16 protein-coding genes are annotated in these 23,234 nt (G+C 66.0%); 4 read left to right on the top strand and 12 right to left on the bottom strand.

Features of this window, described 5'->3' with window-relative positions:
- Positions 1-10 precede the first annotated feature (10 nt).
- The 4 genes from AWY79_RS16335 to AWY79_RS19045 form a co-directional block, all read right to left on the bottom strand.
- Complete coding sequence (locus AWY79_RS16335) at positions 11-1,213, bottom strand: glycoside hydrolase family 57 protein (RefSeq protein ID WP_066806259.1); 1,203 nt, start codon at positions 1,211-1,213, stop codon at positions 11-13.
- Positions 1,210-2,496 (bottom strand): glycosyltransferase family 4 protein, encoded by a 1,287-nt coding sequence (locus AWY79_RS16330; protein WP_066806258.1) that lies wholly within the window; start codon positions 2,494-2,496, stop codon positions 1,210-1,212. Before AWY79_RS16330 ends, AWY79_RS16335 begins: the two co-directional genes overlap by 4 nt.
- 2 nt (positions 2,497-2,498) lie before the next feature.
- Entirely contained in the window at positions 2,499-4,457 is a 1,959-nt protein-coding gene (locus tag AWY79_RS16325) for an amylo-alpha-1,6-glucosidase (RefSeq protein ID WP_066806257.1), read from the bottom strand.
- Between the two features lie 189 nt (positions 4,458-4,646).
- Positions 4,647-6,557 carry a response regulator gene (locus AWY79_RS19045; protein WP_133987159.1) on the bottom strand — a complete coding sequence of 637 codons (1,911 nt, stop codon included), beginning with the start codon at positions 6,555-6,557 and terminating at the stop codon, positions 4,647-4,649.
- A 107-nt stretch (positions 6,558-6,664) separates the two neighbouring features.
- Here AWY79_RS19045 and AWY79_RS16315 point away from each other — a divergent pair, with 107 nt between their 5' ends.
- Positions 6,665-8,632, top strand: coding sequence for a methyl-accepting chemotaxis protein (locus tag AWY79_RS16315; RefSeq protein WP_078063829.1), 1,968 nt, complete (start codon positions 6,665-6,667; stop codon positions 8,630-8,632).
- 65 nt (positions 8,633-8,697) lie between these two features.
- On the opposite strand, the gene AWY79_RS16310 is transcribed toward AWY79_RS16315, so the two are convergent.
- From AWY79_RS16310 to AWY79_RS16295, 4 genes are all read right to left on the bottom strand, one after another.
- Positions 8,698-9,816 (bottom strand): sensor histidine kinase, encoded by a 1,119-nt coding sequence (locus AWY79_RS16310; protein ID WP_158509906.1) that lies wholly within the window; start codon positions 9,814-9,816, stop codon positions 8,698-8,700.
- 28 nt (positions 9,817-9,844) lie between these two features.
- Complete coding sequence (locus AWY79_RS16305) at positions 9,845-12,403, bottom strand: ATP-binding protein (RefSeq protein WP_066806252.1); 2,559 nt, start codon at positions 12,401-12,403, stop codon at positions 9,845-9,847.
- On the bottom strand, positions 12,400-13,041 hold the full coding sequence (locus AWY79_RS16300; protein WP_066806250.1) for a transporter substrate-binding domain-containing protein: 642 nt from the start codon (positions 13,039-13,041) through the stop codon (positions 12,400-12,402). Before AWY79_RS16300 ends, AWY79_RS16305 begins: the two co-directional genes overlap by 4 nt.
- A 123-nt stretch (positions 13,042-13,164) precedes the next feature.
- The gene (locus AWY79_RS16295) at positions 13,165-13,845 is read right to left on the bottom strand and encodes a Crp/Fnr family transcriptional regulator (RefSeq protein WP_066806248.1); all 681 of its coding nucleotides are present in this window, start codon (positions 13,843-13,845) and stop codon (positions 13,165-13,167) included.
- Between the two features lie 111 nt (positions 13,846-13,956).
- On the opposite strand from AWY79_RS16295, the gene AWY79_RS16290 reads away from it, so the two are divergent.
- The 3 genes from AWY79_RS16290 (at position 13,957) to AWY79_RS16280 (ending at position 18,309) form a co-directional block, all read left to right on the top strand.
- Positions 13,957-14,865 carry a 4Fe-4S dicluster domain-containing protein gene (locus AWY79_RS16290; protein WP_066806246.1) on the top strand — a complete coding sequence of 303 codons (909 nt, stop codon included), beginning with the start codon at positions 13,957-13,959 and terminating at the stop codon, positions 14,863-14,865.
- Entirely contained in the window at positions 14,855-16,018 is a 1,164-nt protein-coding gene (gene nrfD, locus AWY79_RS16285) for an NrfD/PsrC family molybdoenzyme membrane anchor subunit (protein WP_066806241.1), read from the top strand. Before AWY79_RS16290 ends, nrfD begins: the two co-directional genes overlap by 11 nt.
- 122 nt (positions 16,019-16,140) lie before the next feature.
- Positions 16,141-18,309 carry a tetrathionate reductase family octaheme c-type cytochrome gene (locus AWY79_RS16280; protein ID WP_066807331.1) on the top strand — a complete coding sequence of 723 codons (2,169 nt, stop codon included), beginning with the start codon at positions 16,141-16,143 and terminating at the stop codon, positions 18,307-18,309.
- Positions 18,310-18,421: 112 nt separating this feature from the next.
- On the opposite strand, the gene AWY79_RS16275 is transcribed toward AWY79_RS16280, so the two are convergent.
- From AWY79_RS16275 to AWY79_RS16260, 4 genes are read right to left on the bottom strand one after another with little or no spacing between them, the layout of a single operon-like run.
- A complete protein-coding gene (locus AWY79_RS16275; RefSeq protein ID WP_066806239.1) occupies positions 18,422-19,687 on the bottom strand; it encodes an amidohydrolase family protein in 1,266 nt (421 codons plus the stop codon).
- Between the two features lie 16 nt (positions 19,688-19,703).
- Entirely contained in the window at positions 19,704-20,645 is a 942-nt protein-coding gene (locus AWY79_RS16270) for an ABC transporter permease (RefSeq protein ID WP_066806237.1), read from the bottom strand.
- A gap of 1 nt (position 20,646) precedes the next feature.
- The gene (locus AWY79_RS16265) at positions 20,647-21,696 is read right to left on the bottom strand and encodes an ABC transporter permease (RefSeq protein ID WP_066806235.1); all 1,050 of its coding nucleotides are present in this window, start codon (positions 21,694-21,696) and stop codon (positions 20,647-20,649) included.
- The gene (locus AWY79_RS16260; protein ID WP_066806233.1) at positions 21,687-23,225 is read right to left on the bottom strand and encodes an ABC transporter ATP-binding protein; all 1,539 of its coding nucleotides are present in this window, start codon (positions 23,223-23,225) and stop codon (positions 21,687-21,689) included. Before AWY79_RS16260 ends, AWY79_RS16265 begins: the two co-directional genes overlap by 10 nt.
- Between the last annotated feature and the right edge of the window lie 9 nt (positions 23,226-23,234).

The following is a 23,234-nucleotide window of genomic DNA, read 5'->3' as shown; positions in this document are numbered from 1 at the left end:
AACCAATCTCCTAGTCTCGCGCCCGGGGGAATCCCTCCAGGCGAAGGGCGAGGTCGTTGAGGGCGTTCATGTAGGTGATGAACGCCTGGTGCGGGGTCTCATAGGGGTTGAAGTACTTGTGCACGTCGCCGTCCGAAAACCACTTGGTGCACATGTAGTAGAAGTGGTCGCTGGTCAGCAGCTCGCGCCAGGTGGCCACGATCTCTTCGTCGCCGCTGGCCATGACCTTGTCTTCCAGCCCGTAGGCCAGCTCGGCGGCCTGGTCCTGCATGGGGTTGCCCTGCCAGGCCGTGACGTCGCGCTCCAGGTCCGCCCAGGAGGTAAAGTACGGCACGTCGAGCTGGGCCATGGGGTCCAGGTGCGCGGCGGCCTCGCCCGGGGTTTCGAAGACGAAGTCGTCGCGGGACAGGATGGCGTCGGGCAGGGCGCGGAAGAACTCGAAGATGCCGGTGTCCGCCCATTGGTGCTCGCCGATGGTCTCGTAGTCCATGAACAGGTTGACCATCTCTCCGCTGCCCGCCACGGCGTGGACCCAGCGCGCGAATTTCTCGGTGGTCACCGGCCATTCGCTCCACCCCCGGTCCGAGAAGCGGAAGGCCACGTCGTCGGACAGCCGGTAGTTCTTGAGCAGCGCCTTGAGCTTGGAGCAGCCCGCGGGCTGGTACACGAAATTGGGGGAGCGCCAGCCCAGGACCTGGTCCGCGCCCTCGGCCAGGATCGCCTTGTAGCCCATCTTCTCGACCTCCAGCGCCAGGTCGTTGCTGTAGATCAGCTCGGTGTTTCGAAAGGTCACGGGCTTGGCTCCGAAGAATTCCTCCAGGATGCGGCTGTGCATCTTCACCTGGCGGCGGAACTCCTCCTTGGAGAACAGGAACGCCAGGGAGTGGTAGTGGGTCTCGCCGATGAACTCCACGCACCCGGTGTCGGCCAGCTCGCGGAAGGAGTCGAGGACCTCGGGGCAGAACTCCTGGAACTGCTCCATGGCCACGCCGGTGATGGCGTAGGAGATGCGGAACCGCCCCTTGTGGCGCTCGATGAGGTCGAGCATCATCCGGTTGGCGGGCAGATAGCACTTCTCGGCCACCTTGCGCAGGATGTCGCGGTTGGCCTTGTCGTCGCGGTAGTCGTGCCTGCGCCCGATGTCGAAGAAGGTGTATTTCTGGTCCAGCCGCATGGGCTGGTGGACCTGGAAGTAGAAGCAGACGGAGATCATGACCGGCCTCCGGTAAGTTGTCGGTAGACGTCGAGCACCCGCTCGGCGGCGTGGTCCCACTGGACCTTCTTGAGGGTCTCGCGCCCCTTCTCCACCAGCTCCCCGGCCCGTTCCTCGTTCTCCAGGATGTCCTGGATTTCGAAGGCCAGCCGGTCCACGTCCCAGAAGTCCACCTTGACCGCGTCCTCCAGGACCTCGGCCACGCCGGACTGCTTGGACACGATGCACGGCACGTCGAAGACCATGGCCTCCAGCGGGGTGATGCCGAAGGGCTCGGACACGCTGGGCATGACGTACAGGTCGCTCATGGCGTAGATGCGCTCCACGTCGGCCCCGCGCACGAAGCCCAGGAAGTGGAACCGGTCGGCCAGCCGGAGCTCGGCCATGCGCTCGACCATGCGCGGGAGCATGTCGCCGGTCCCGGCCATGGCGAAGCGGACGTCGTGGTTCTTCTCCAGGACCTTGGCCGCGGCCTCCACGAAGTAGTCCGGCCCCTTCTGGAAGGTGATCCGGCCCAGGAACAGGACCAGTTTCTCCTTGAACGGCTTGGCCACGCGCAGCTGGTCCAGCCGCCGCTCCTTCTCCACGGCGTTGTGGACCACGGTGATCTTGGCCGGGTCTATGGAATAGCGGTGGACGATGGTCTCCTTGGTGAAGTGGCTGACCGCGATGATCCGGTCGGCGGCCTCGAACCCGGCCCGCTCGATGTCGTACACGGACTGATTGACGTGCTCGCCGGAGCGGTCGAACTCCAGGGCGTGGGCGTGGACCACCAGGGGCTTGCCGGAGACGCGCTTGGCCTCGATGCCCGCCGGGGCGGTCAGCCAGTCGTGGGCGTGGATGACGTCGAACTCCTGGCTCATGCCCAGGTGCGCGCCGATGAGGCTGTAGCGCACGATCTCGGCCATCAGGTTCTCGCCGTAGCCGCCCGCGAAGTCGTTCTCAAGCTCCGCGAAGATGTCCTCGGTGGTGATCAGCTCGTTCTTTTCGATCAGGGTCCGGTATTCCACTTCCGTGAGATAGGGGCGCAGGGGGGAGAGCACCTCCAGCACGGCCAGCCGTTCGCGCAGCTGGCGGATTTCCGAGATGCCCACCTTGGCCCGGATGCGGTTGGCGCCCATCAGGGTCAGGTGGTGTCCCTCCTCGTCGGAGTCCAGACGGGGCAGCACGAACAGGATTTCGGTCCCCAGATGGGCCAGTCCCTTGGTCAGGCCGAGGCAGGCCGTGCCCAGCCCGCCCGAGATGTATGGCGGGAATTCCCACCCGAACATGAGTACGCGCACGGCTACTTCTCCTTCAGCAGCTTGTTGAGCCGCACGGCCTCCGCCATGGACCACGCCTGGGCCACGGCGCCCCTCGGTTCGTGCGGCGGGTTGCCGGTGTAGAGTTCCGGCAGCGCGCCCAGCCCGAAGTCCTCGGGGAAGGAACGCAGAATCGGCTTGAAATAGGTGCGCAGGAATGCCTTGGTCCCGGCGCGGTCCTCGGCCTGGCGCAGCAGGGCCTGGCCGAAATGTCCGGCCAGCCAGGGCCAGACCATGCCCTGGTGGTAGGCCGCGTCGCGGGCGTCGGCGTCGCCGTGGTAGAACGGCTTGTAGGCCGGGTCGCGGGGCGACAGGGTGCGCAGCCCGTAGGGGGTCAGCAGGTGCGCCTGGACGTTGGCGATCACGGCGCGCATCTGGTGATAGTCGAGCATGGTGTGGGGCAGGGACGCGGCGAACACCTGGTTGGGCCGGATGGACCGGTCCTGCCCGGCGTGGTTGACCACGTCGCACAGGCAGTTGTCGTCCTCGTTCCAGAAGCGGAGGGAGAAGTTCGCCTTGAGCCGGTCCGCCGCCTCCATGGCCCGCGAGGCCAGCCCGGCGTCCTCGCCGTCGGCCAGCTCCAGGAAGAAGCGCAGCGCGTTGTACCACAGGGCGTTGATCTCCACGGCCGCGCCGTGGCGGGGGGTGACCGGCCTGCCGTAGGCCTGGGCGTCCATCCAGGTCAGCTGGGTGCGCTCGTTGCCCGCGAAGAGCAGGCCGTCGCGGTCCAGGCCGCACAGGGGCACGCGCCCGTCCAGGTGGGCGGCGACTATCCCGCGCAGGGCCGGGTAGACCTTGTCCATGACGAACCGCTTGCTCCCCCCGGCCTTGAGGTATTCCTGCGTTGCCCAGAAGAACCACAGGGAGGCGTCCACGGAGTTGTAGGCCAGGTGGTCGGAGTTCTGGTCCAGGTAGTTGGGCAGCAGCCCGTCGCGGGCCAGCCCCGCATAGGCGGCCAGGACCTCCTCGCCGAACTCGGTGCGCCCGGCGTGGAAGGTCAGGCCGGGCAGGGAGATCATGGTGTCGCGGCCCCATTCGCCGAACCAGTGGTAGCCCGCGATGACCGAGGCGAAGCCCGAGGGATTGCGGATCAGGAACCGGTCGGAGAAATACTTGAGCCACTGCACGGACTTGCTGCGGTCCTTGCCCACCTCGAACAGCGCTTCGCGGCGCGCGATCTCCTTCTTGCGCAGCCGCTCCAGGTTGCCCAGCGGCTCCACCGAGGCGGCGAAGATGACGGGCTTGCCCTTTTCCAGGGAGGTCTCGAACATGCCGGGGCAGAACAGGTCCTCCTGGTAGTCGAAGCCGCGCGCCCGTTCCATGAGGTACTCCACGCTGTAGACCCACTTGGGGCCGGGGAAAAATTCGGACTTGCGGTTGGTCCCCATGTACAGCGGCGGCATGCCCTCATAGGGCTGTATCTTGCGGCCGTTCTTCTCCGGATAGGACTTGGGGCGCAGGAACATGTTCTCGCGGGTCAGCTTGTGGACGTCGCGGTAGGCGAGCATGGGCCGCAGCCGGAGCGCGGGTTTCACCTTGCCCTCCAGCAGCTCGTAGCAGACCAGCACGGTGTTCTGGCCGTGGATCATGAGGAAGGACTTGCGGATCAGGGCGTCGCCGATGCGGTAGGTGGTCGCCGGGTACAGTCCCTGTTCGAACTGGTCCACGAACTGGTGCCCGGTGGGATGGTACACGCCGGGGAACTTGTTGGAGGAGAGCAGGAACTCCTTGTCGTTGGCGACGACCGAGGTCTCCAGCTTGGAGAGCAGGACGAACCGTCCCCTGGGCTCCTTGAGGGCAGCCACCAGCAGCCCGTGGTATTTTCGGGTGTGGCAGTTGATGACCGTGCTGGAGGCGTAACCGCCCAGCCCGTTGGTATCGATCCATTCCTTGCGTGTCGCCGTCTCGGTGTTGACGCATTCGTCTCTGGGTATTCGCAGCATGATGTTCCACCGATGGAAAATGGTTGAGCACGATCGATCATCCCCGCTTTAGAGGGGATTTTCCCATGGTTCGAGTTGATAGGAAAAGGCCGCCACTTGCAAGAGAAAAATGGCGAAGAAGTGTTATATTTCTGCTACGGCGCGGAGTGCGGAAAACGCTATGCGGACAAGGGGTTCGGAAGCGGGCGGTCAGGACTGCGGACGGTCGGCCAGGAGCCGGGCCACCTCGGCGACGAGGTCTTCCATCTCGTAGGGTTTCGTCACTATCCCGTCGATCCCGGCGCGCAGAAATTCATCCTGGTCCGAGAGGTCGGCGTGGGCGGTGACCGCGATCACCGGGGTCTCGCGGTTCGGGGATTCCCGGTCGGCGCGCAGTGCTTTGGCCAGCTCGGTCCCGTCGATGTCCGGGAGCTGGATGTCCAGGAGGATGACGTCGAAGCGCCGCTCCCGAAGCCGGGCTTCGGCCTCGGCCCCGCTCACGGCCTCGGCCACCTCGAATCCGGTCCTCTCCATGGCCCGGCGGGCGAAGAGCCGGTTGTAGGGGGCGTCCTCGACGACCAGCGCTGCGCGGCTCACTTTGTCGCCGGGGATGGCGGCCGGTTCCTGTCCGGACCCTTCCTCGAAGGGCAGGGAGAGGACCACCGATCCCCCGGCCCCGGGGGTGTGGTTCACGGTCAGGTCTCCGTCGAGCAGCCGGGTCAGGGGAGCGACCATGCGCACCGGGCCGGACAGGGACAGGCGGTCGTCGCCGTCGCCGGGATCGGCGGAGAACAGGGTTTCGTCCACCGGCACCTTGGCCGACGGGGCGGACACGGACAGCACGAGCCGGCCTTCGGGCCCGGGTGAGACGCAGGCGGACAGCTGGACCGCTCCCCACTCGGTGTTCGCCACGAAGAGCTCCATGAGGGCGGTCAGCATCTGGCGCAGCCGCCGTTCGTCCGTGCGCACCATTGCGGGCAGGGACGGGGAGACGGCGGTGATCAGGCTCAGGCCCGCCTCCTCGGCGTCGAAGGCGAAGGCCGACCGCACGTCCTCAAGGAGGCGGTGCACGTCCGTGTCGGCCAGGGTCGGGACAATGGCTTCCGGGTCGGTCAGAAAGTCGCCCAGGTCGTCGATTTTGGGCAGGATGCGGTCGATGGCCGGCTTCATTCCGCCGTCGCTTTGCGCGCCGCCCCCCGCCGGGTCGAGGCGGGTCATCAGCGAGCGCAGCTCGAAGGCGTGTTTCCTGAAGAACAGCTTCTGCTCCTTGGCCTGGCGGGCGATCTTGCGGTTGACCACCTGGAGGTTGATTTCCAGCAGGTGGCGGCGGCGGATCTCCTCGTTGAGCTTGCGGATGGAGGTCGCGATCTCGGTGTGCTGTTCGTCCACCTTCAACTGCAGCTCGTCGCGGGCCGAGCGGATCTGGTCGCGCAGGGCGGCGTAGTGGGTCACGTCCTGGACGATGCCCAGGTGGACCGGCCCGGACCCAGCGTCCTCTGCGCACCCCCAGACCAGGAGGGTGGCGGGCGGGTTCGTCAGGGTGCGGACCTCGCAGCGGTACGCCCCGTAGCCGGAGAGGTGTTCGCCGGTCACCCTGAGCAGCCGCTCGGCGGATTCCGCTGCAAGCCCGGAACCGATGGCGGCCAGCGAGGGCGGCGTGTCGGGGGCCAGCCCAAGGATTCTCGGGACCTGTTCGGTCCAGAAGGCGGCCTCGCCGTTCGCCGGGAAGCGGAACGCCCCGATGGAGGCCAGGTCGTGCAACCGGTCCAGGGTGGCGGCCATGGATTGAAAAAAGGTCTTCTCTTCGATGACCGCGTCGGGCATGCGCTGCATCTCGCGGACGATCCGCGCGAACAATTCGGGGCGGTTCTTGATGATCCGCTGGACGTCGTCGGAAATCTTGCCGCCCAGCGCCAGGAGATAGTCCGCGTCGATGCCGAGCTCCCCGGCAAGGGCCACGATCTTCTCCTCGGAAAGGGTCACGGGCAGCCCGCGCTCAATCTTGCTCAGATAGGACGGCTCCACTCCGATGCGCTGGCTGACCTGGCGCAGGGAATAGGCCTTGTCCCCTTCCAACAATTCGAGGCGTTTGTTCCGTATGTAGTCGCCGAATGTTATCATTGAACCATTATAATCTTCGCGGTGTCTGTTTACAAGCCGTGGACCTGGTTGTACACAGTGTACTAACTAGTACACATCAACCAACTAGTCAATCCACGGGAGGCATTATGATCAATAATTTGAGGTTGGGAATCAAACTGGGGGCGGGCTTCGGTTTGGTGCTGATCCTGACGGCTCTGGTGGCCGTCATCGGCTATCGCGGCATGGTCAGCGTGGCGGACCGCGTGGACAAGGCGGACGACGTGAACCGGTTGGTCCGGTACATCCTCGAGGCGCGGGTCCAGGAGAAGAACTACATGCTCCGCAAGGACGACAAGATTCTCGCTACCCACGCCGAGGCCTTGAAGAAGCTCTATGAGCAGGTGGCGACGACCACGGAAAAGCTCAATCAGCAGGCGAACAAGGACAGCATGGCCGAGGTGGTCCAGTCGGTGAAGGCCTATGAAAAGGGGTTCGCCGACTACGTGGCCCTGGAGAAGCAGAAGGCGGAGGCCCTGAGCGGCATGCGCGGCAGTTCCGAGGAGGTCATGGCCGAGACGGAGAACCTTCGCTTCGAGCAGAAGGCCCAGTTCGGCGAGCTCCTGGCCGCGGGCGATACCTCGCGCGAGTTGCTTGAGGACAAGCTGCTCAAGGCGGACGAGGCCAACCGGATGATCAAGTGGTTTCTCAACAACCGGATCCACGTCTTGTCGTACATGCTGGACATGACCGATGAGTCCATCGCCAAGAGCGACGAAAACCTGGACAACATCCTGAATCTGGCCGCAGAGCTGAGAACCAGGTTCAAGGATACCACGAATATCGAACAGCTGAAGGCGGTGGAAAAGGCCGTGCACAGCTATAGGGAGGACCGCGACAGGTTCGCGTCCAGTCTCGTTGCTCAGGGGAAGGCGGGCGAGGTCATGCTGGCCGCCGCGCGCAAGGCAGACGAACTCTGCCGCGCCGTGCGCGCCAGCCAGAAGGCGCTGATGCTCGGCGACATTGCATCCGCAAACCTTACCAGCGGGGTGGTCTCCGCCGGGGCCCTGCTCCTGGGGCTGTTGGCCGCCGTGTTCCTGACCCGGGGCATCACCCGGCCCATCGCCAAGGGCGTCAGCTTTGCCAAGGAGATGTCCATGGGCGACTTCTCAAAGACCCTGGATATCGATCAGAAGGACGAGATCGGCGTGCTGGCGTCGGCCCTGAACAACATGGTCGTGAAGCTGCGCGAGGTCGTGGCCGAGGTCGGCAGCGCCACGGACAACGTGGCCTCCGGCAGCGAAGAGCTGTCCGCTTCCTCCGAGTCCCTGTCCCAGGGCGCCACCGAGCAGGCCGCGGCCATCGAGGAGGTCTCCTCCTCCATGGAGCAGATGGCCGCCAACATCAGCCAGAACGCCCAGAACGCCGAGGAGACCGACGGCCTGGCCAACAAGGCCGCGCGCGACGCCAAGGAGTCGGGCGAGGCCGTGCGCCAGACCGTGGAGGCCATGAACAGCATCGCCGAGAAGATCTCGATCATCGAGGAGATCGCCCGCCAGACCAACCTGCTCGCGTTGAACGCCGCCATTGAGGCCGCTCGCGCGGGAGAGCACGGCAAGGGGTTCGCGGTGGTCGCCGCCGAGGTCCGCAAGCTGGCCGAGCGCAGCGGCGAGGCAGCCTCCGAGATCAGTGAGCTGTCCGTGAACAGCGTGGCCGTGGCCGAAAAGGCCGGGACCATGCTCCACGCCCTGGTCCCGGACATCGAGCGGACCGCTTCCCTGGTCCAGGAGATCGCGGCCGCGTCCAACGAGCAGAACGCCGGGGCGGCCCAGATCAATCAGGCCATCAGCCAGCTGGACACCGTCATCCAGCAGAACGCCTCCGCCTCGGAGGAGATGGCCTCCACCAGTGAGGAGCTGTCGGCCCAGGGCCAGCAGTTGCAGTCGACCATGGCCTTCTTCAACGTGGGCGGCCCGACCACAGGGGTCCGGCAGCGCAAGCCCGCCAAGGTCGGATCCGCGTCCAGGCCTCGTGCGGCCCTGCCGCAGGGCGGGGGGCAGCTCGGCATGAACCTGTCCATGGCCGGCGACAAGGAAGCGGAGTTCGAACGGTTCTGACCCTCGACGGATAAACGAAAAAATGGGGCGGCGCGCCGGTTGGCGCGCCGCCCTTTGCTTCGGTCTCAGCTCGCCTTGAGGCGTATCCGGAAGGTGGTGCCTTCGCCCTCCTCGGAGGTGAAATCCACCTCGCCGTGGAGGTAGTTTTTGGTCAGCATGCGGATGGAGTAGGTGCCAAGCCCCCGGCCCGGTCCCTTGGTGGAGAAGGAGCGCTTGAACACCTGGAGCCTGGTCGGTTCGTCCATGACCGTCTTGTTGTGCACCCAGAACAGGGCGTCGCCGTTGTCCGGGCGCACGCCGATGGTCACCGTGCCGCCCGCTGGGGTGGCCTCCATGGCGTTCAGGAGCATGTTCACCAGCGTCCGCCGGAGCAGGACCGGGTCCGTCGAGAGGGAGACCTCGGCCGCATCCGGCGCCAGGCGAAGGGTGCGGCCTTCGCTCTTGGGGTGGGCCCTGAATTCGCGGGCCAGCCTCCTGACAGCAGCCAGCCCCTCGATGTCCGACAGGGACGTGGCGAACTGGCCCTGTTCCATGAGCAGCAAGTCCTTTTGTTTTTTGATCTCCTCGACCAACCCGAACAGGGCGGAATCGAGCAGTTCGGCGGCTTCGCGCGGGTCTTCCTCCGGGGCTTCCAACAGCATCCGGGTCAGTCCCTTGGCCCCGCCGGCGGTGTTCAGGATGTCGTGGAAAAAGATGTGCTCCAGGGTCTGCCTGCGCTTCTGGTCTTCGATGTCGGCGATGGTCACGATGTAGAACGGGCCGTCCGGGGTGACCCAGGGGGAGGCGTTGACCCGGAGGTCCCGGGCCTTGATGCCCGGCTCGTCTTGGACCAGCAATTGGCATTCCCGCTCGCAGGCCCGGTTTTCGTCAATGGCCTCGATCACGGCCCGAAGGGCGCCGCACACCCGGCAATGGGGCGTGGTGCCGCAGCCGTCTTCGGTGTCGCCGGCGTAGATACAGCGCATGGCCTCGCCGGGCCGCTTGCCCAGGATGTCCTGGTCGTCCATTCCCGCCGTGCGCAGGAACAGTTCGTTGCAGAAGACGATCTGACGCAGGGGGTTGAGCACCGCCATGGGCAGCGGAAAGGAGTTGAAGAACTCGGAGGGTGAGCGTTTGCGCAGCTCGTCGTGCTGCCGCTCGATCGCTTCCTTGCTCAGCCTATTTCCGGGTATGATCTTGCGCATCATCGGTGTTCTCCCTGGTTGAAAGAAGTCACTGCGGGAGATTGCGGAGGATGACCTCGGCCAGGTCCTGGGCTTCCAGCGGTTTGGCGACGTAATCGGTCATGCCCTCCTGAAGGAATGTCTCGCGGTCCCCGTTCATGGCGTAGGCGGTCATGGCGATGATCGGGGTGCCGCGCCGGGCAGGACCCGCCTGGCCGTCCCGGATGGCCCGGGCTGCCTGGACTCCGTCCATCTTCGGCATCTGGACGTCCATGAACACCAGGTCGAACGGTTCCTCCCGCAGGGCGGCCACGGCCTCCTCGCCATTGTCCACGGTCCGCACCGCATGCCCCATGCGCCGCAGCAGCCCGGTGACGGCCATCCTGTTGACCTTGTCGTCCTCGGCCAGGAGGATGTTCAGGGCCGGGCTGCCCGTTTCGGACCGGACCGTGGTGGCGCCGTCCTCGGACGGGGCTTTGATGCGCAGCGGGACGCACAGGTGAAAGGTGGTGCCCTTCCCCGGTTCGCTGTCCACGGACATGGTGCCGCCCAGCAGGGTGACCATCCGCCTGGAGATAGCCAGGCCCAGCCCGGCGCCCTGATGGCGGCGGGTGAACCCGCCCTGCAGCTGGGTGAAATGCTCGAAAATGGATTCGATCTTGTCGTCGGGGATGCCGATGCCGGTGTCGAACACGGTGAACAGCGCGTGAACCAGGTCTCCGCGCCGAAGCGGCAGCAAGGCGGCCTCCAGGGTCACCTTCCCGGACTCGGTGTACTTGATGGCGTTGCCGGTGAGGTTGATGAGCACCTGCTGCAGCCGCGTCTCGTCGCCCAGGAGCGGGCCGGGTTCAAGGCCCTCCATGTTGACCGTGAAGTCCAACCCCTTGGAGCGGGCGGTCATGGCGAACATCTGGCGGATGCCGTCGAGGAGGTCGGGCAGGTTGACCGGTTCCTCGCGGATTTCCAACTTGTTGGCCTCGATGCGCGAGAGGTCGAGAATGTCGGTCAGCAGCCGGGTCAGCCGCCTGCTCGCCTCCAGGCCGAAGGAGGCGTATTCCTCCTGCTCCTGGGTCAGCCGGCCGGCGCGCAGCAGCTGGAGCATGCCCATGATGCCGTTGAGCGGGGTGCGGATCTCGTGGCTCATGTTGGCCAGGAACTCCGATTTGGCGCGACTTGCCTCCTCGGCCTGTTCCTTGGCTTCGGCCATGGCCTGTTCGGCCGTGACGCGGTCGGTTATGTCCGTGAAAATGCAGGCGAACTGGCCCGGCGCGGGCCGGAACGAGCTGACCTGGAAATACATGCGCTGGGAGGCGGAGAATTGTTCGAAGTTGGCCGGTTCGCCGGTCAGGGCCACCTTGCCGTAGGTCTCGATCCAGTGGTCCTCCACGTTGGGTAATATTTCGCGCACGGTCCGGCCCACGACCTTTTCGGCGTCGAGTCCGGTGATCCGCTCGAAGGCCGGGTTGACCTTGATGAACCGGTAGTCCACCGGGTTCCCGTCCTCGTCGCAGATGATCTCGTGCAGGGCGAACCCGTCGAGCATCTTCTGGAACAGGGTCTCGAATCGCTTCTCCAGGTTGCGTTCGCGGGTGATGTCCCGGGCCAGGGTGAACACGCTGTCCACACGGCCGTCCTCGTCCCACTCGGGAAAAATCCGCCAGTCGAAATGGGAGATCCCGCCGTTTCGCTCGAAGGAAAAGCCGACCCCCGTGGGTTCGCCGGTGTCGTAGACCTGCTGGATGTGCTTCTCCCAGAAGGCGCAGTGTCCCTCGGGGAAGCCCAGGTCGCGGTGGGTCTTGCCGATGAAGGACGCGGACGGGATGCCCGCCACCTCCGCCACGTTTTCGGAGACGTAGAGATGGCGGCACTCGCGGTCGAAACGCATGAGCACGTCGGGCATGTTCTTGACCAGGGTCCTGTAGAGCTCTTCGCTGGCGTGCAGGGCCTTCTCGATGCGCTTCATCTCGGAGATGTCCGCAGCGGCGGCAAGGACCACCGGCTCGCCGTCCACGTCCCTGAACGGGACGTCGTGGACCAGCAGGCAGCGGCCGTCGGGAGTGTCCATCTCCCAGGTCAGCGGGGTCCCGGAGCCGAGCACGGCGTCGATCCTGCACGGCCTGCACGGTTCCGGGGTACCGTAGAGTATCTGGTGGCAGGGCCGTTCGCCGAGTCCTTCATGGGTCTTGCGGAAATGCTCGTTGGCAAAGACGATCTCATGGTTCGCGTTCTGCAGATAGATGGACAGGGGCAGGTGGTCCAGCAGGGAGTGCATCCATTCGCGGTTGCGCGCCACCCGTTCCTCCGCCCTCTTGCGCTGTTCGATCTCCTCGGACAGGTGGGCGGTCTTGCGGTTGACCTGGAGCTTGAGGAAGATCAGCCCGGCCAGGGCAACGACCAACCCCAGGGGCAGGAGAAAGATCGTGGACTGGCGCGCCAGCTCGGGGAAGGTCAGCTCCGGCTCCGGCAGGATCGGGCCGAACCATTTTCTGTGCAGCCGGTCGTAGGCCCCGTTGGCGAAGACGATGGCCAAGCCTTCGTTGAGCCGGGCGAGCAGCTCCTTGTCGCCCTCGCGCACGGCGAGGCAGAACTTCTGCTCGAAGCCGGTCATGCCCTGGCCCTCCGGGCGCGCGACGGCTCCCGTGGGGGAAGCACGTCGACCACGTTCTTCAGGCCGAGCTTGTTGATGATCTGCCAGCCCACGACCTGCTGAACCAGGACCGCGTCGTAATGTCCCTGGGAGAGCAGGGACATTGCCTCGCTGTAGTCCTTGGTGCGGATGAGCCGTCCGGCCAGATTGTTTTTCAGGGCGTATTCCTCGGCGGTGTCGCCGCGCATGACCAGGACCTCCTTGTCGCGGAGGTCGTGCTCGCCGTGGATGTCGTCGGTCCCTTTGCGCACGAATATGGTTCCGTGCATCTGGAGGTAGGGGATGGAGAAGTCGAATACGGCGTCGCGTTCGGGGGAGTAGGAGACCAGGGGCAGGACGTCCAGCCTCCCCTCGGCCAGGTCTTTCTTGATGGCTGCCCATGGCCCGGTCTTGAACCGGATCATGAACCCCGCCTGTTTGGACACCTCCTTGAGGAGGTCCACGGAGAAGCCGTCCGCGGTCCCGTCAGGCAGGGTCAGGGCCAGAGGCGGGTAGTCCAGCTCGCTCGCCGAGCGCAGGGCGTGAGAAGGGGTTTCCTCCGCCCGTGCCGAAAGGCAACAGCAAAGGGCCAGGGCCAGGGGGAGAACAAAGCTTCTCATTATCCGCAAAAAGGGGGTCATGTCCGGTTCCGCCGTTACCGCCATGCAATGGGTGGTATTGACTTGAATACCCGGAAACCGACCCGTGTTCAATTATTATCAGGCATTTCGAGGCGAATCGGCCTATTCCCCGTAGTCGGCGTCGGACAATTCGGCATGGTCGACCACCCGGATAACCCTGCCGCTTGCTTCAATGAGGTTGCGCCGCTTGAGTTTCTGGATGACCCGCGAAAGGGTCTCCGAGGTGGTGCCCACGATCTTGGCCATTTCACGGTGCGAGATGGGCAGGCTGAAGGCGGTCCCCGGCTCGTCGGCGAAGCAGGACTCCGCGTGGAGCAGGAAACCGGCTATGCGCTCCTGGGTCCCCTGCAGGGCCAGGGCCTCGACCAGATTCATGGCCTCCAGGAGCCGTCCGGAGAGAATCTGGACGATCTTGAGCATCAGCCCCGGCGCGTTGCGGGCCAGGTCTTCCATGTCCCTGGCCGGGATCATGGCCACCAGCGACGGCTCCAGCGCGGTCACGTCCACCGGGTAGGGGCGGTCGGTGAACGCGGTGCAGAAGCAGAACGGCTGCCCCTCCTCCACCAGATAGAGAATCTGCTCCTTGCCCCTGGGCGAGCTTCTGGAAATCTTCACTCTCCCCGACAGGACGATGAAGAAGGCCTGTACGTCGTCGGATTGGCTGACAATCCGTTCTTCGGCCCCGTATTCGCTCATTCTCGCCCGGTCGGCCAAGGCCTGGAGCGCCTGGTCGTTGAGACCGGTGAACAGCGGAATCCGTCGCAGGTTTTCATATGTGCTCATAGGTGCAGGTTTTTCATAAAATTTGATCGCGATCAATGCGCTGTTTCGAAAATTTCCCTATGGTATGTGCGTGAATAATTCATAACTGTCTGCTTTTAATAGGAGAATGAAATGCCGATTACCCGCAGAAGTTTTCTGGCCGCATTGGGGATTGCCGGGGCGACCGCTGCGGCGCCCAAGAATGCGGAGGCCTGGCAGTCGAAGGCGCCGCCGGACCCCTACGGATGCCTGGTGGACCTGACCCGCTGCGTCGGCTGCCGCAAGTGCGAGCAGGCCTGCAAGGAGGTCAACGACCTGCCCGAGCCCGCGATCAAGTTCGACGACCTGACCATCCTCGACGTCAAGCGCCGCCCGGACCAGAACGCCTTTACCGTCATCAACCGCTACTATTCCGGCCGCATCGACGACCGGGACAAGCTGGTCCCCACCTTCGTCAAGGTGCAGTGCATGCATTGCCAGGACCCGGCCTGCGCCTCGGCGTGCATCACCGGGGCCCTGAGCAAGAAGGAGAACGGGGCCGTGCATTACGACGTGGACAAGTGTATCGGCTGCCGCTACTGCATGGCCGCCTGTCCCTTCGAGATTCCGGCCTACGAGTACGACCGGCCCGTCCTGCCCAGGGTGCGCAAGTGCACCTTCTGTTTCGAGCGCATCTCCAAGGAGGGGGGCAAGCCCGGCTGCGCGTCCATCTGTCCGGTGGAGGCCATCACCTTCGGCAAACGGTCCGAGCTGCTCGGCCAGGCCCGCGAGCGCATCAAGGGCGATCCCGGCAAGTACAACGACCACATCTACGGCGAGCGGGAAGTGGGCGGCACGAGCTGGATGTACATCTCCAACGTGGATTTCGGGAAGGTCGGCTTCCAGGCCCTGCCCACCCGGCCCATGCCGCAGACCACGGAGACCATCCAGAGCGGGCTGTTCAGCTACCTGTGGTCCCCGCTGGCCCTGTTCGGGGTCCTCGGCGCGGTCATGGGCTACACCAGCCGCAAGCACGACAAGGAGGACGGCCATGACGCATAGGCCCCAACCCGTCGCACAACCCTTCTGGACACCCGGCGTCCTGGTCATGCTGGCCCTGATGATCGCTGCGGGCGTGACCCTGGTCGTCCGCTACACCTACGGCCTGTCCGCCGTGACCAACCTGAACAACCACTACCCCTGGGGCATCTGGATCGGCCTGGACGTGGCCTCGGGCGTGGCCCTGGCCGCGGGCGGCTTCACCACCGCCTTCCTGGCCCACATCCTGGGCCGCCACTATTACGAGGCCGTGACCCGGCCCGCGCTGCTGACCGCCGCCCTGGGCTACACCTTCGTGGCCCTGGCCGTGTTCTTCGACATCGGCCGCTCCTGGGCCATCTGGAAGGTGGTCATCTACCAGAACCACACCTCGGCCCTGTTCGAGGTGGCCATGTGCGTCATGACCTACGTCACCGTGCTGTGGATCGAGTTCATCCCGGTCCTGGCGGAAAAGCTGGGCCACAAGATCAGGCTGCTGGCCTTCCTGGACCGCATCCTGGACAAGACCATGTGGGTCTTCATCATCCTCGGGGTGGTGCTGTCCTGCATGCACCAGTCGAGCCTCGGCACCCTGATGGTCATCGCGCCGACCAAGACGTCGCCCCTGTGGGCCACGCCGCTGCAACCGCTGCTCTTCCTGACTTCGGCCTTTGCCGTGGGCTATCCCATGGTCGTGGTCGAGACGACCATCGCCACCTCCTCGCTCAAGCTGGAGTCGGAGATGAACGTGCTCACCCCGCTGTCCAGGATCACCATCCTGCTGCTCGGCGTCTACCTGTTCCTCAAGGTCGGGGACCTGATCTGGCGCGGGGCCTACGCCACCCTGCTGGACGGCTCGGCCCAGAGCGGTTCCTTCCTGGTGGAAGTGGGGCTCGGCGTGATCCTGCCCTGGGTCATGCTGCTCTTCCCGGCGGTGCGCCGGTCGCGCAGGCTGCTCTTCACGGCGGCCCTGCTCATCGTCTCGGGCGTGATGCTCAACCGCTTCAACGTGTTCGTGGTCTCGTTCAAGGCTCCGTATGCGACGAGTCCGTACTACCCGGCCATCGGCGAGATTCTGGTCACCGCCGGGTCCGTGGCCGCGATCTTCTTCCTGTACCGTCTGTTCGTGACCTGGTTCCCGGTGCTTTCCGCCCAACGACAGGAGGTGTCCCGATGAAGACGAAGCCGAGGAAGATAATCGGTTGGTCGGTCCTGGCCGTCGCGGTCACGGTCCTGTGGGCGCTGGCCCCGGCCTGGACCGCCACGCCCCCGTTGTCCCCCGGACGCACGGTGTTCCCGATGAAGACGAAGCCGAGGAAGATAATCGGTTGGTCGGTCCTGGCCGTCGCGGTCACGGTCCTGTGGGCGCTGGCCCCGGCCTGGACCGCCACGCCCCCGGCCGGTGAGGCCGAGCCCGTGGCCAAGTCGCGCAAGGATCTGACTCCCAGGCCCGAGAGCTGGTCGCCCGTGGACCAGGTCAAGGCGGAGGAGCTGGCCCGCAAGGAACACCCCTACGTGGACAAGGTGCTCATGGAGGACCTGCCCCTGCGCCAGCAGCGGCTGCGCAAGCTGGGCATCGGCCCCAAGGACATGAAGCAGAGCTACATCCTGCTGGACAGCGAGTTCGTGGACACCTTTGACCGCAAGTACGAGCCCGTGCGGTTCATGCACGCCAAGCATTCGGCCGCCCTGAACGGCGATTGCGCCTCCTGCCACCACTACCGCCCCGAGGACCCCGAGGCCGCCGAGATCGTGGCCTGCCGCTCCTGCCACCAGGACGCCTTCTCCGAGAAGGACCCCGAGCGCATCGGGCTCAAGGCCGCCTACCACATGCAGTGCATGGACTGCCATGAGCAGATGAAGCAGGGGCCGGTCAGTTGCGAAGGGTGCCACGCCAAGCGCCCGGTGGACCACAAGGAGCTGGTCAAGCTCCCGGACAACCCCTCTCCGCAGGAGGTCACGCGGGAATGCCTGCGCTGCCACGAACAGGCGGGCGAGGACATGCTGACCACGGCCCACTGGCTGTGGCGCGGCCCGTCTCCGTACACCGTGGAGCACCGCAAGAGCGTCCTGTCCGGCAAGGGCACCACCACGCTGAACAACTTCTGCCTGTCGGTGCTCAGCAACGAATCCCGCTGCACCTCCTGCCACGCCGGGTACGGCTGGAAGGACAACACCTTCGACTTCTCCAACAAGGAGAACATGGACTGCCTGGTCTGCCACGACACCACGGGCAGCTATCGCAAGGCACCGCCCGCGGCGGGCATGCCCGACCCCAAGGTGGACATGGTCTTCGTCGCCCAAAACGTCGGCCCCTCCAGCCGCCAGACCTGCGGCGTCTGCCACTTCGCGGGCGGCGGCGGGGACGCGGTCAAGCACGCGGACATGTCGGCCGAGCTCAACTGGCCCGACCGCAACTGCGACATCCACATGGGCGGCTACGACTTCAGCTGCACGGAGTGCCACGAGACCCGGAACCACAAGATATCGGGCCGGTCCACCTCCGTGCCCGTGGCCGAAGGGTCCCGCGCCTGCGAGGACTGCCATACGTCCAAGCCGCACTACGGCGAGAGCCTGCTCGACCATCACCTGAACATGCACTGCGAGACCGTGGCCTGCAACGCCTGCCACTCGCCCATCTACTCCAAGTGCGCGGCGACGAAGACCTGGTGGGACTGGTCCACGGCCGGGGACAAGAAGCGCGAGGTGCGCAAGGACAAGTACGGCAAGCCGGACTACAACTGGATGAAGGGCGACTTCCGCTGGAAGGAGGCGGCCAAGCCCGTCTACGCCTGGTACAACGGGTTCATGGAGCGCCGCCTGCTGGGCGACCCCATCAATCCGGAGGCCAAGGGGTTCCTGCCGGGCGAGCAGCCGACCCCGGAGCAGAAGGCGGCCATGGTCGTCACGGACATCACCCGTCCGGTGGGCGCCCTGGACGACCCGCACTCCAAGATCACGCCGTTCAAGATCATGGCCGGCATCCAGCCCGCGGACGCCAAGCACCGCTATCTGCTGGTGCCGCACCTGTTCCCCTACGGCAAGGAGGACACGTCCGCCTTCTGGAAGGGGACCGACTGGCAGGCCGCGTTCAAGGAAGGCATGGCCAAGGCCAATCTGCCCTACAGCGGCGAGTACATGTGGGTCGCCACCAACATGTACTGGCGCATCGAGCACGAGGTCATGCCCAAGGAGCACGCCCTGTCCTGCGTCCAGTGCCACGAGAGCCTCAAGGGCGAGCGGACCTGCGACCGCTGCCACCAGGATTCCCGCGAGGTCAAGTTCCGGGAGCTGGTGGAGCAGGGCGCGGACTTCGAGCTGCTCAAGATGATGGGCCGCGACGTGGACGACCTGATCGGCTCCACCGACTACATCGACTTCAGGAAGCTCGGCTACAAGGGCGATCCCATCGTCTACGGCGGCCGGTTCAAGAAGCTGCCGCTGGGCTATGGCCTGACAAAGAAGTAACGGCGCACGCGCCGGAAAACACGGCCCGGGGTCCTCGGACTCCGGGCCTTTTTGCGTGGCGCGGGCCGCGCCGGTACAAGGTCGGGTGGTGCTTGCCGGCGGCGAACCGCTCTCAGCGGAAATCCACGGTCAGGGTTCGTCCCAGCTCCACGGTGGCGCGCACCGGCGGGGTGGTGGAGATGACCTTGCCGCGCCGGATGACGAACAGCCGGGCGGGGTGCAGCCTGAGCGCCTCCAGCCGGTTAGCGGCCTGGAGCACGACCATGTCCGCGTTGTCGCCCGGGGCCAGCCCGTAGCCCGCGAGGTTCAGGGTCTTCGCGCCGTTGACGGTGACCGCGTCGAACAACGCTTCCTGCTGGTCCGTGCCGGTCATGTGCAGGGCGTGCGCGCCCATGTGGGCGACCTCCAGCATGTCGTGGGTGCCCATGGGATACCACGGGTCCATGACGTCGTCGTGGCCGAGCGACACGTTGATCCCCATGGCCGTCAGCTCGGGCACGCGCATCAGCCCGCGCCGCTTGGGATAGGTGTCGTGGCGGCCTTGGAGGTTCATGTTCACCAGCGGGTTGCACACGCAGTTGATCCCGGCCTCGGCCATGAGCGGCAGGAGCTTGGACACGTAGTAGTTGTCCATGGAGTGCATGGAGGTCAGGTGCGAGCCGGTGACGCGGCCCTGCATGCCCAGCCGTTGCGTCTGGAAGGTCAGGGATTCGATGTGCCGCGAGTGCGGGTCGTCGGACTCGTCGCAGTGCATGTCGACCATCAGCCCCCGGTCCGCCGCGATCTCGCAGAGGATCTCCACGGACCTTCGGCCCTCGTCCATGGTCCGCTCGAAGTGCGGGATGCCGCCGACCACGTCCACGCCCTTGTCCAGGGCGCGCTTCAAGAGCTCCACGCCGCGTTCGCAGCGCAGCACGCCGTCCTGGGGAAAGGCCACCAGCTGGATGTCGATGAACTCCTTCATCTCCTCGCGCACCTCCAGGAGCATGTCCACGGCCATCAGGGTCGGGTCCGTGGTGTCCACGTGGGTGCGGATGGCCAGGTTGCCCTTGGCCACGGCCCAGGAGCAGAGCTTGAGGGCGCGTTCCTTCAACCCCTCGGGGGTCAGGTCGGGCTTGAGCTCGCCCCAGATGCGGATGCCCTCCAGCAGGGTGCCGGACCGGTTCAGGCGCGGCATGCCCATGGACAGGGTGGCGTCCATGTGGAAGTGGGAGTCCACGAAGGGGGGCGTGACCAGGCAGCCGTCGGCGTCAATGGTCCGAGCGGCCTCGCCCTCGATGCACGGGGCGACCTCGACGATCTTCCCGTCCCGGCAGGCGATGTCCGCCGTGGTTTCGCGCCCGGCGATGCGCGCGTTCTTGACCAGCAGGTCGAGCATGGGGTTCTCCCTTTCGTTAGCGTTCGCCCCTGCGGAAGGGGATGAGCAGGGCCTTGGGGTAGGCCGCGCGGCGCGACATGACGATGAGCGCTATGATGGAGAAAACGTAGGGCATCATCAAGTAGAATTGGTACGGGATGGCCATGCCGGACTGCTGCTGCACGCGCATCTGGATGGCGTCGAAGGCCGCGAAGAGCACGCAGCCCAGCAGCGCCTTGGCCGGTTTCCAGGACGAGAAGACCACCAGGGCGATGCAGATCCAGCCGCGTCCGTTGACCATGCCGATGTAGTGCGCGTCAAAGGCGGACATGGTCAGGAACGCGCCGCCCACGGCCATGAGCGCGCTGCCCGCCATGACCGCGCCGGTGCGGATGGAGAACACGGACAATCCCTGCGCCTCGGCGGCCATGGGGTTTTCGCCGACCATGCGCACGGCCAGCCCCAGCGGGGTGCGGAAGAGCAGGTAGGCGACCACCACGACCATGGCGAGGGCCAGATAGGTGAGGGCGGTCTGGTTGAACAGGGTCTCGCCCAGGAAGGGCAGGTCGGACAGGAACGGGACCTTGAGCGGGGTGAACGGCACGATCTTGGGCGGGGTGGTGGCCTTGGGCAGGAGCATGCGGAAGACGAAGGCCGCGAGGCTCGATCCGAGCATGGTGATGCCCAGGCCCGTGACGTGCTGGGACAGCCCCAGGTGCACGGTGAACAGGGCGTGGAGCAGCCCGAACATCGCGCCCACAAAGGCCGCGAAGAGCACGCCGGTCCACAGGTCGCCGCCGAGGTAGACCCACATCCAGCCCGCCATGCACCCGGCGGACATGATGCCCTCGATGCCGAGGTTGAGCACGCCCGCGCGCTCGCAGATCAGCTCGCCCAGGGTGCCGAAGATGAGCGGCGAGGCCATCCGGATGGTGGCCATCCAGAAACCGGTCTCAAGAAGGAAGTCGAACAGGTTCATGCTACCTCCACCGGATGCGGTAGCGGGTCAGGAACATGGAGACCAGCACCGAGAGCAGACAGACCGCCGTGGTCACGTCCGCGATGTAGTTGGAGATGTTGATGGCCCGGCTCATGGAGTCCGCGCCGATGTAGATGACCGCCACGAACAGGGACGAGGCGACCACGCCCAGCGGGTGCAGGGCCGCGAGCATGGCGACCACGATGCCGGAGTAGCCGAAGCCGGGGGAGAGGTCGAGGGTCAGGTACTCCTTGACCCCGAGCAGCTCGGACACGCCCGCCATGGCGGCCAGCCCGCCGGAGAGCAGGGCGGTGCGCACGATGACCGCGTTCACCGGCATGCCCGCGAACCGACTGGCGCGGGGGCTCGCGCCCACGGCCCGGATCTCGAATCCCCAGGTGGTGGCGCGCATGAACCACCACGCGCCCACGGCGCAGGCCAGGGCGATGACGAACCCCAGGTGCAGCCGGGTCTTGGCCAGGAGCTGGGGCAGCAGGGCGGAATCGACCACCGGCGCGGCCTGGGGCCAGCCCATGGCCATGGGGTCCTTCCACGGCCCGAAGACCAGCCAGTTGACGAACAGCAGGACGATGAAGTTGAGCAGCAGGGTGGTGACCACCTCGTCCACCTGGAGCTTGGTCTTGAGCAGGGTGGGCAGGAGCAGGAGCAGCCCCCCGCCCACGGCTCCGGCCAGGAAGAGGTAGGGGATCATCAGGAAGGCGGGCATCTCGAAGGACCCCGCGCCGAGCCAGGTGGCGACCACCGCGCCGATGTACAGCTGTCCCTCGGCCCCGATGTTCCAGAGCTTGGCCCGGAAGGCCACGGCCGCGGCCAGCCCGGTGAAGATCAGCGGGGTGGCGCGGGTCAGGGTCTCGGTCAGGGCGAAGGTGGAACCCAGCGCGCCCTTGAGCATCAGCGCCCAGCCCTCCAGGGGGGACGCCCCGGCCCAGACGAGCAGGGCGGAACAGACGACCATGGCCGCGCCCACGGCCAGGACCGGGGCCAGGGCCTTGCGGGCCAGGGAGACATTCTCCCGCGCTTCTATGCGCATGCTACGCCTCCCCCGGCACCCTTGGGCCGGTTGCCGGACATGAGCAGGCCCAGCCCGGCGCGGTCCACCCCGGAGGTGGGAACCGGGTCGGACAGGGACCCCTGGTACATGACCTGGATGCGGTCCGCCACCTGGAGCAGTTCGTCGAGGTCCTCGGAGATGAGGATGATGCCCGCGCCGCGTTCGGCCCCGTTCAGGAGCTGCTGGTGGACGTAGGCGGTGGCCCCCACGTCCAGCCCCCAGGTGGGCTGGTTGACCATGATGATGGCGGGCGCGCTCGAAAACACGCGGGCCAGGATGAGCTTTTGCATGTTGCCGCCGGACAGCTTGCGCACCGGGGTATCGATGCCGGGGCAGCGGATGTCGAAGGTTTCCACCAGTTGTTTGGCGCGGGAGGCCAGCGCCTTGAAATTCAGCACGCCGCGCCGGGCGAAGCCGGGCAGCCGGTAGGTCTCGGTGGCCAGGTTCTCCATGACGGTCATGTCCGCCACCAGGCCGGTGCCGGTGCGGTCGTCGGGCACGCGGCCCACGCCGCGCTCCAGCATGGCCGCCGGGGTGGGGTTGTGCACGGCCTTGCCCCGGATGACGATCTGCCCGCAGCGGGGCGCGATCAGCCCGGAGAGCAGGTCGGCCAGCTGGGCCTGGCCGTTGCCGGAGACCCCGGCGATGCCCAGGATTTCGTGGCTCTTGAGGCTCAGGGAGAGGTTGTCCAGGAGCGGTTTGCCGCGCGCGTCATCCACCCGGATGGAGTCGAGGTACAGGATCTCCTTGCCCTGCTTCGGCTCCGGGCGGCGCGCCTTGGGGATGTCGCTGCCGACCATGGCCCGGGCCAGCTCCCCGGCGGTGGTGTCCGCCGTGGCCGACTCGAAGACCACGCGCCCCTGGCGGAGCACGGCGCAGCGGTCGGACGCGGCCATGACCTCGCGCATCTTGTGGGTGATGAAGATCACGGACAGCCCCTCGCCGACCATCTGGCGCAGGGTGTGGAACAGGTGGTCCGCCTCCTGCGGGGTGAGCACCGAGGTCGGCTCGTCCAGGATGAGGATGCGTGCGTCGCGGTACAGGACCTTTAATATCTCCACCCGCTGGCGTTCGCCCACGGACAGGGCGTTGACCTTGGCCGAGGGGTTCACGTCCAGGCCGAAGCGGGCCATCAGGGCCGTGAGCTTGGCCAGGGCGGTCTTGCGGTCGTGCCTGAGCGCGGTCAGGGGTTCGGTGCCGAGCATGACGTTTTCGAGCACGGACATGTTTCCGGCCAGGGTGAAGTGCTGGTGGACCATGCCCACGCCCGCGTTCAACGCGGCGCGGGGCGACCCCTGGGGCAGGGGCGCGCCGTCCACCTCCACCGTGCCCGCGTCGGCCACGTAATGGCCGAACAGGATGGACATGAGGGTGGTCTTGCCCGCGCCGTTCTCGCCCAGCAGGGCGAGCATCTCGCCGCGATGGAGGGTCAGGGTCACGTCTTGGTTGGCGACCACCGGCCCGAAGGTCTTGGTGATGCCGTTCAGGGTCAGGATGGGGTCCTGCATGGAGCTCCG

The sequence above is a fragment of the Pseudodesulfovibrio indicus genome (genome assembly GCF_001563225.1).
In the GTDB taxonomy this organism is placed as follows: Bacteria; Desulfobacterota; Desulfovibrionia; order Desulfovibrionales; family Desulfovibrionaceae; genus Pseudodesulfovibrio; species Pseudodesulfovibrio indicus.
The sequence above is the reverse complement of the archived record's forward strand: the minus strand, read 5'-3'. Positions and strand labels throughout refer to the sequence as shown.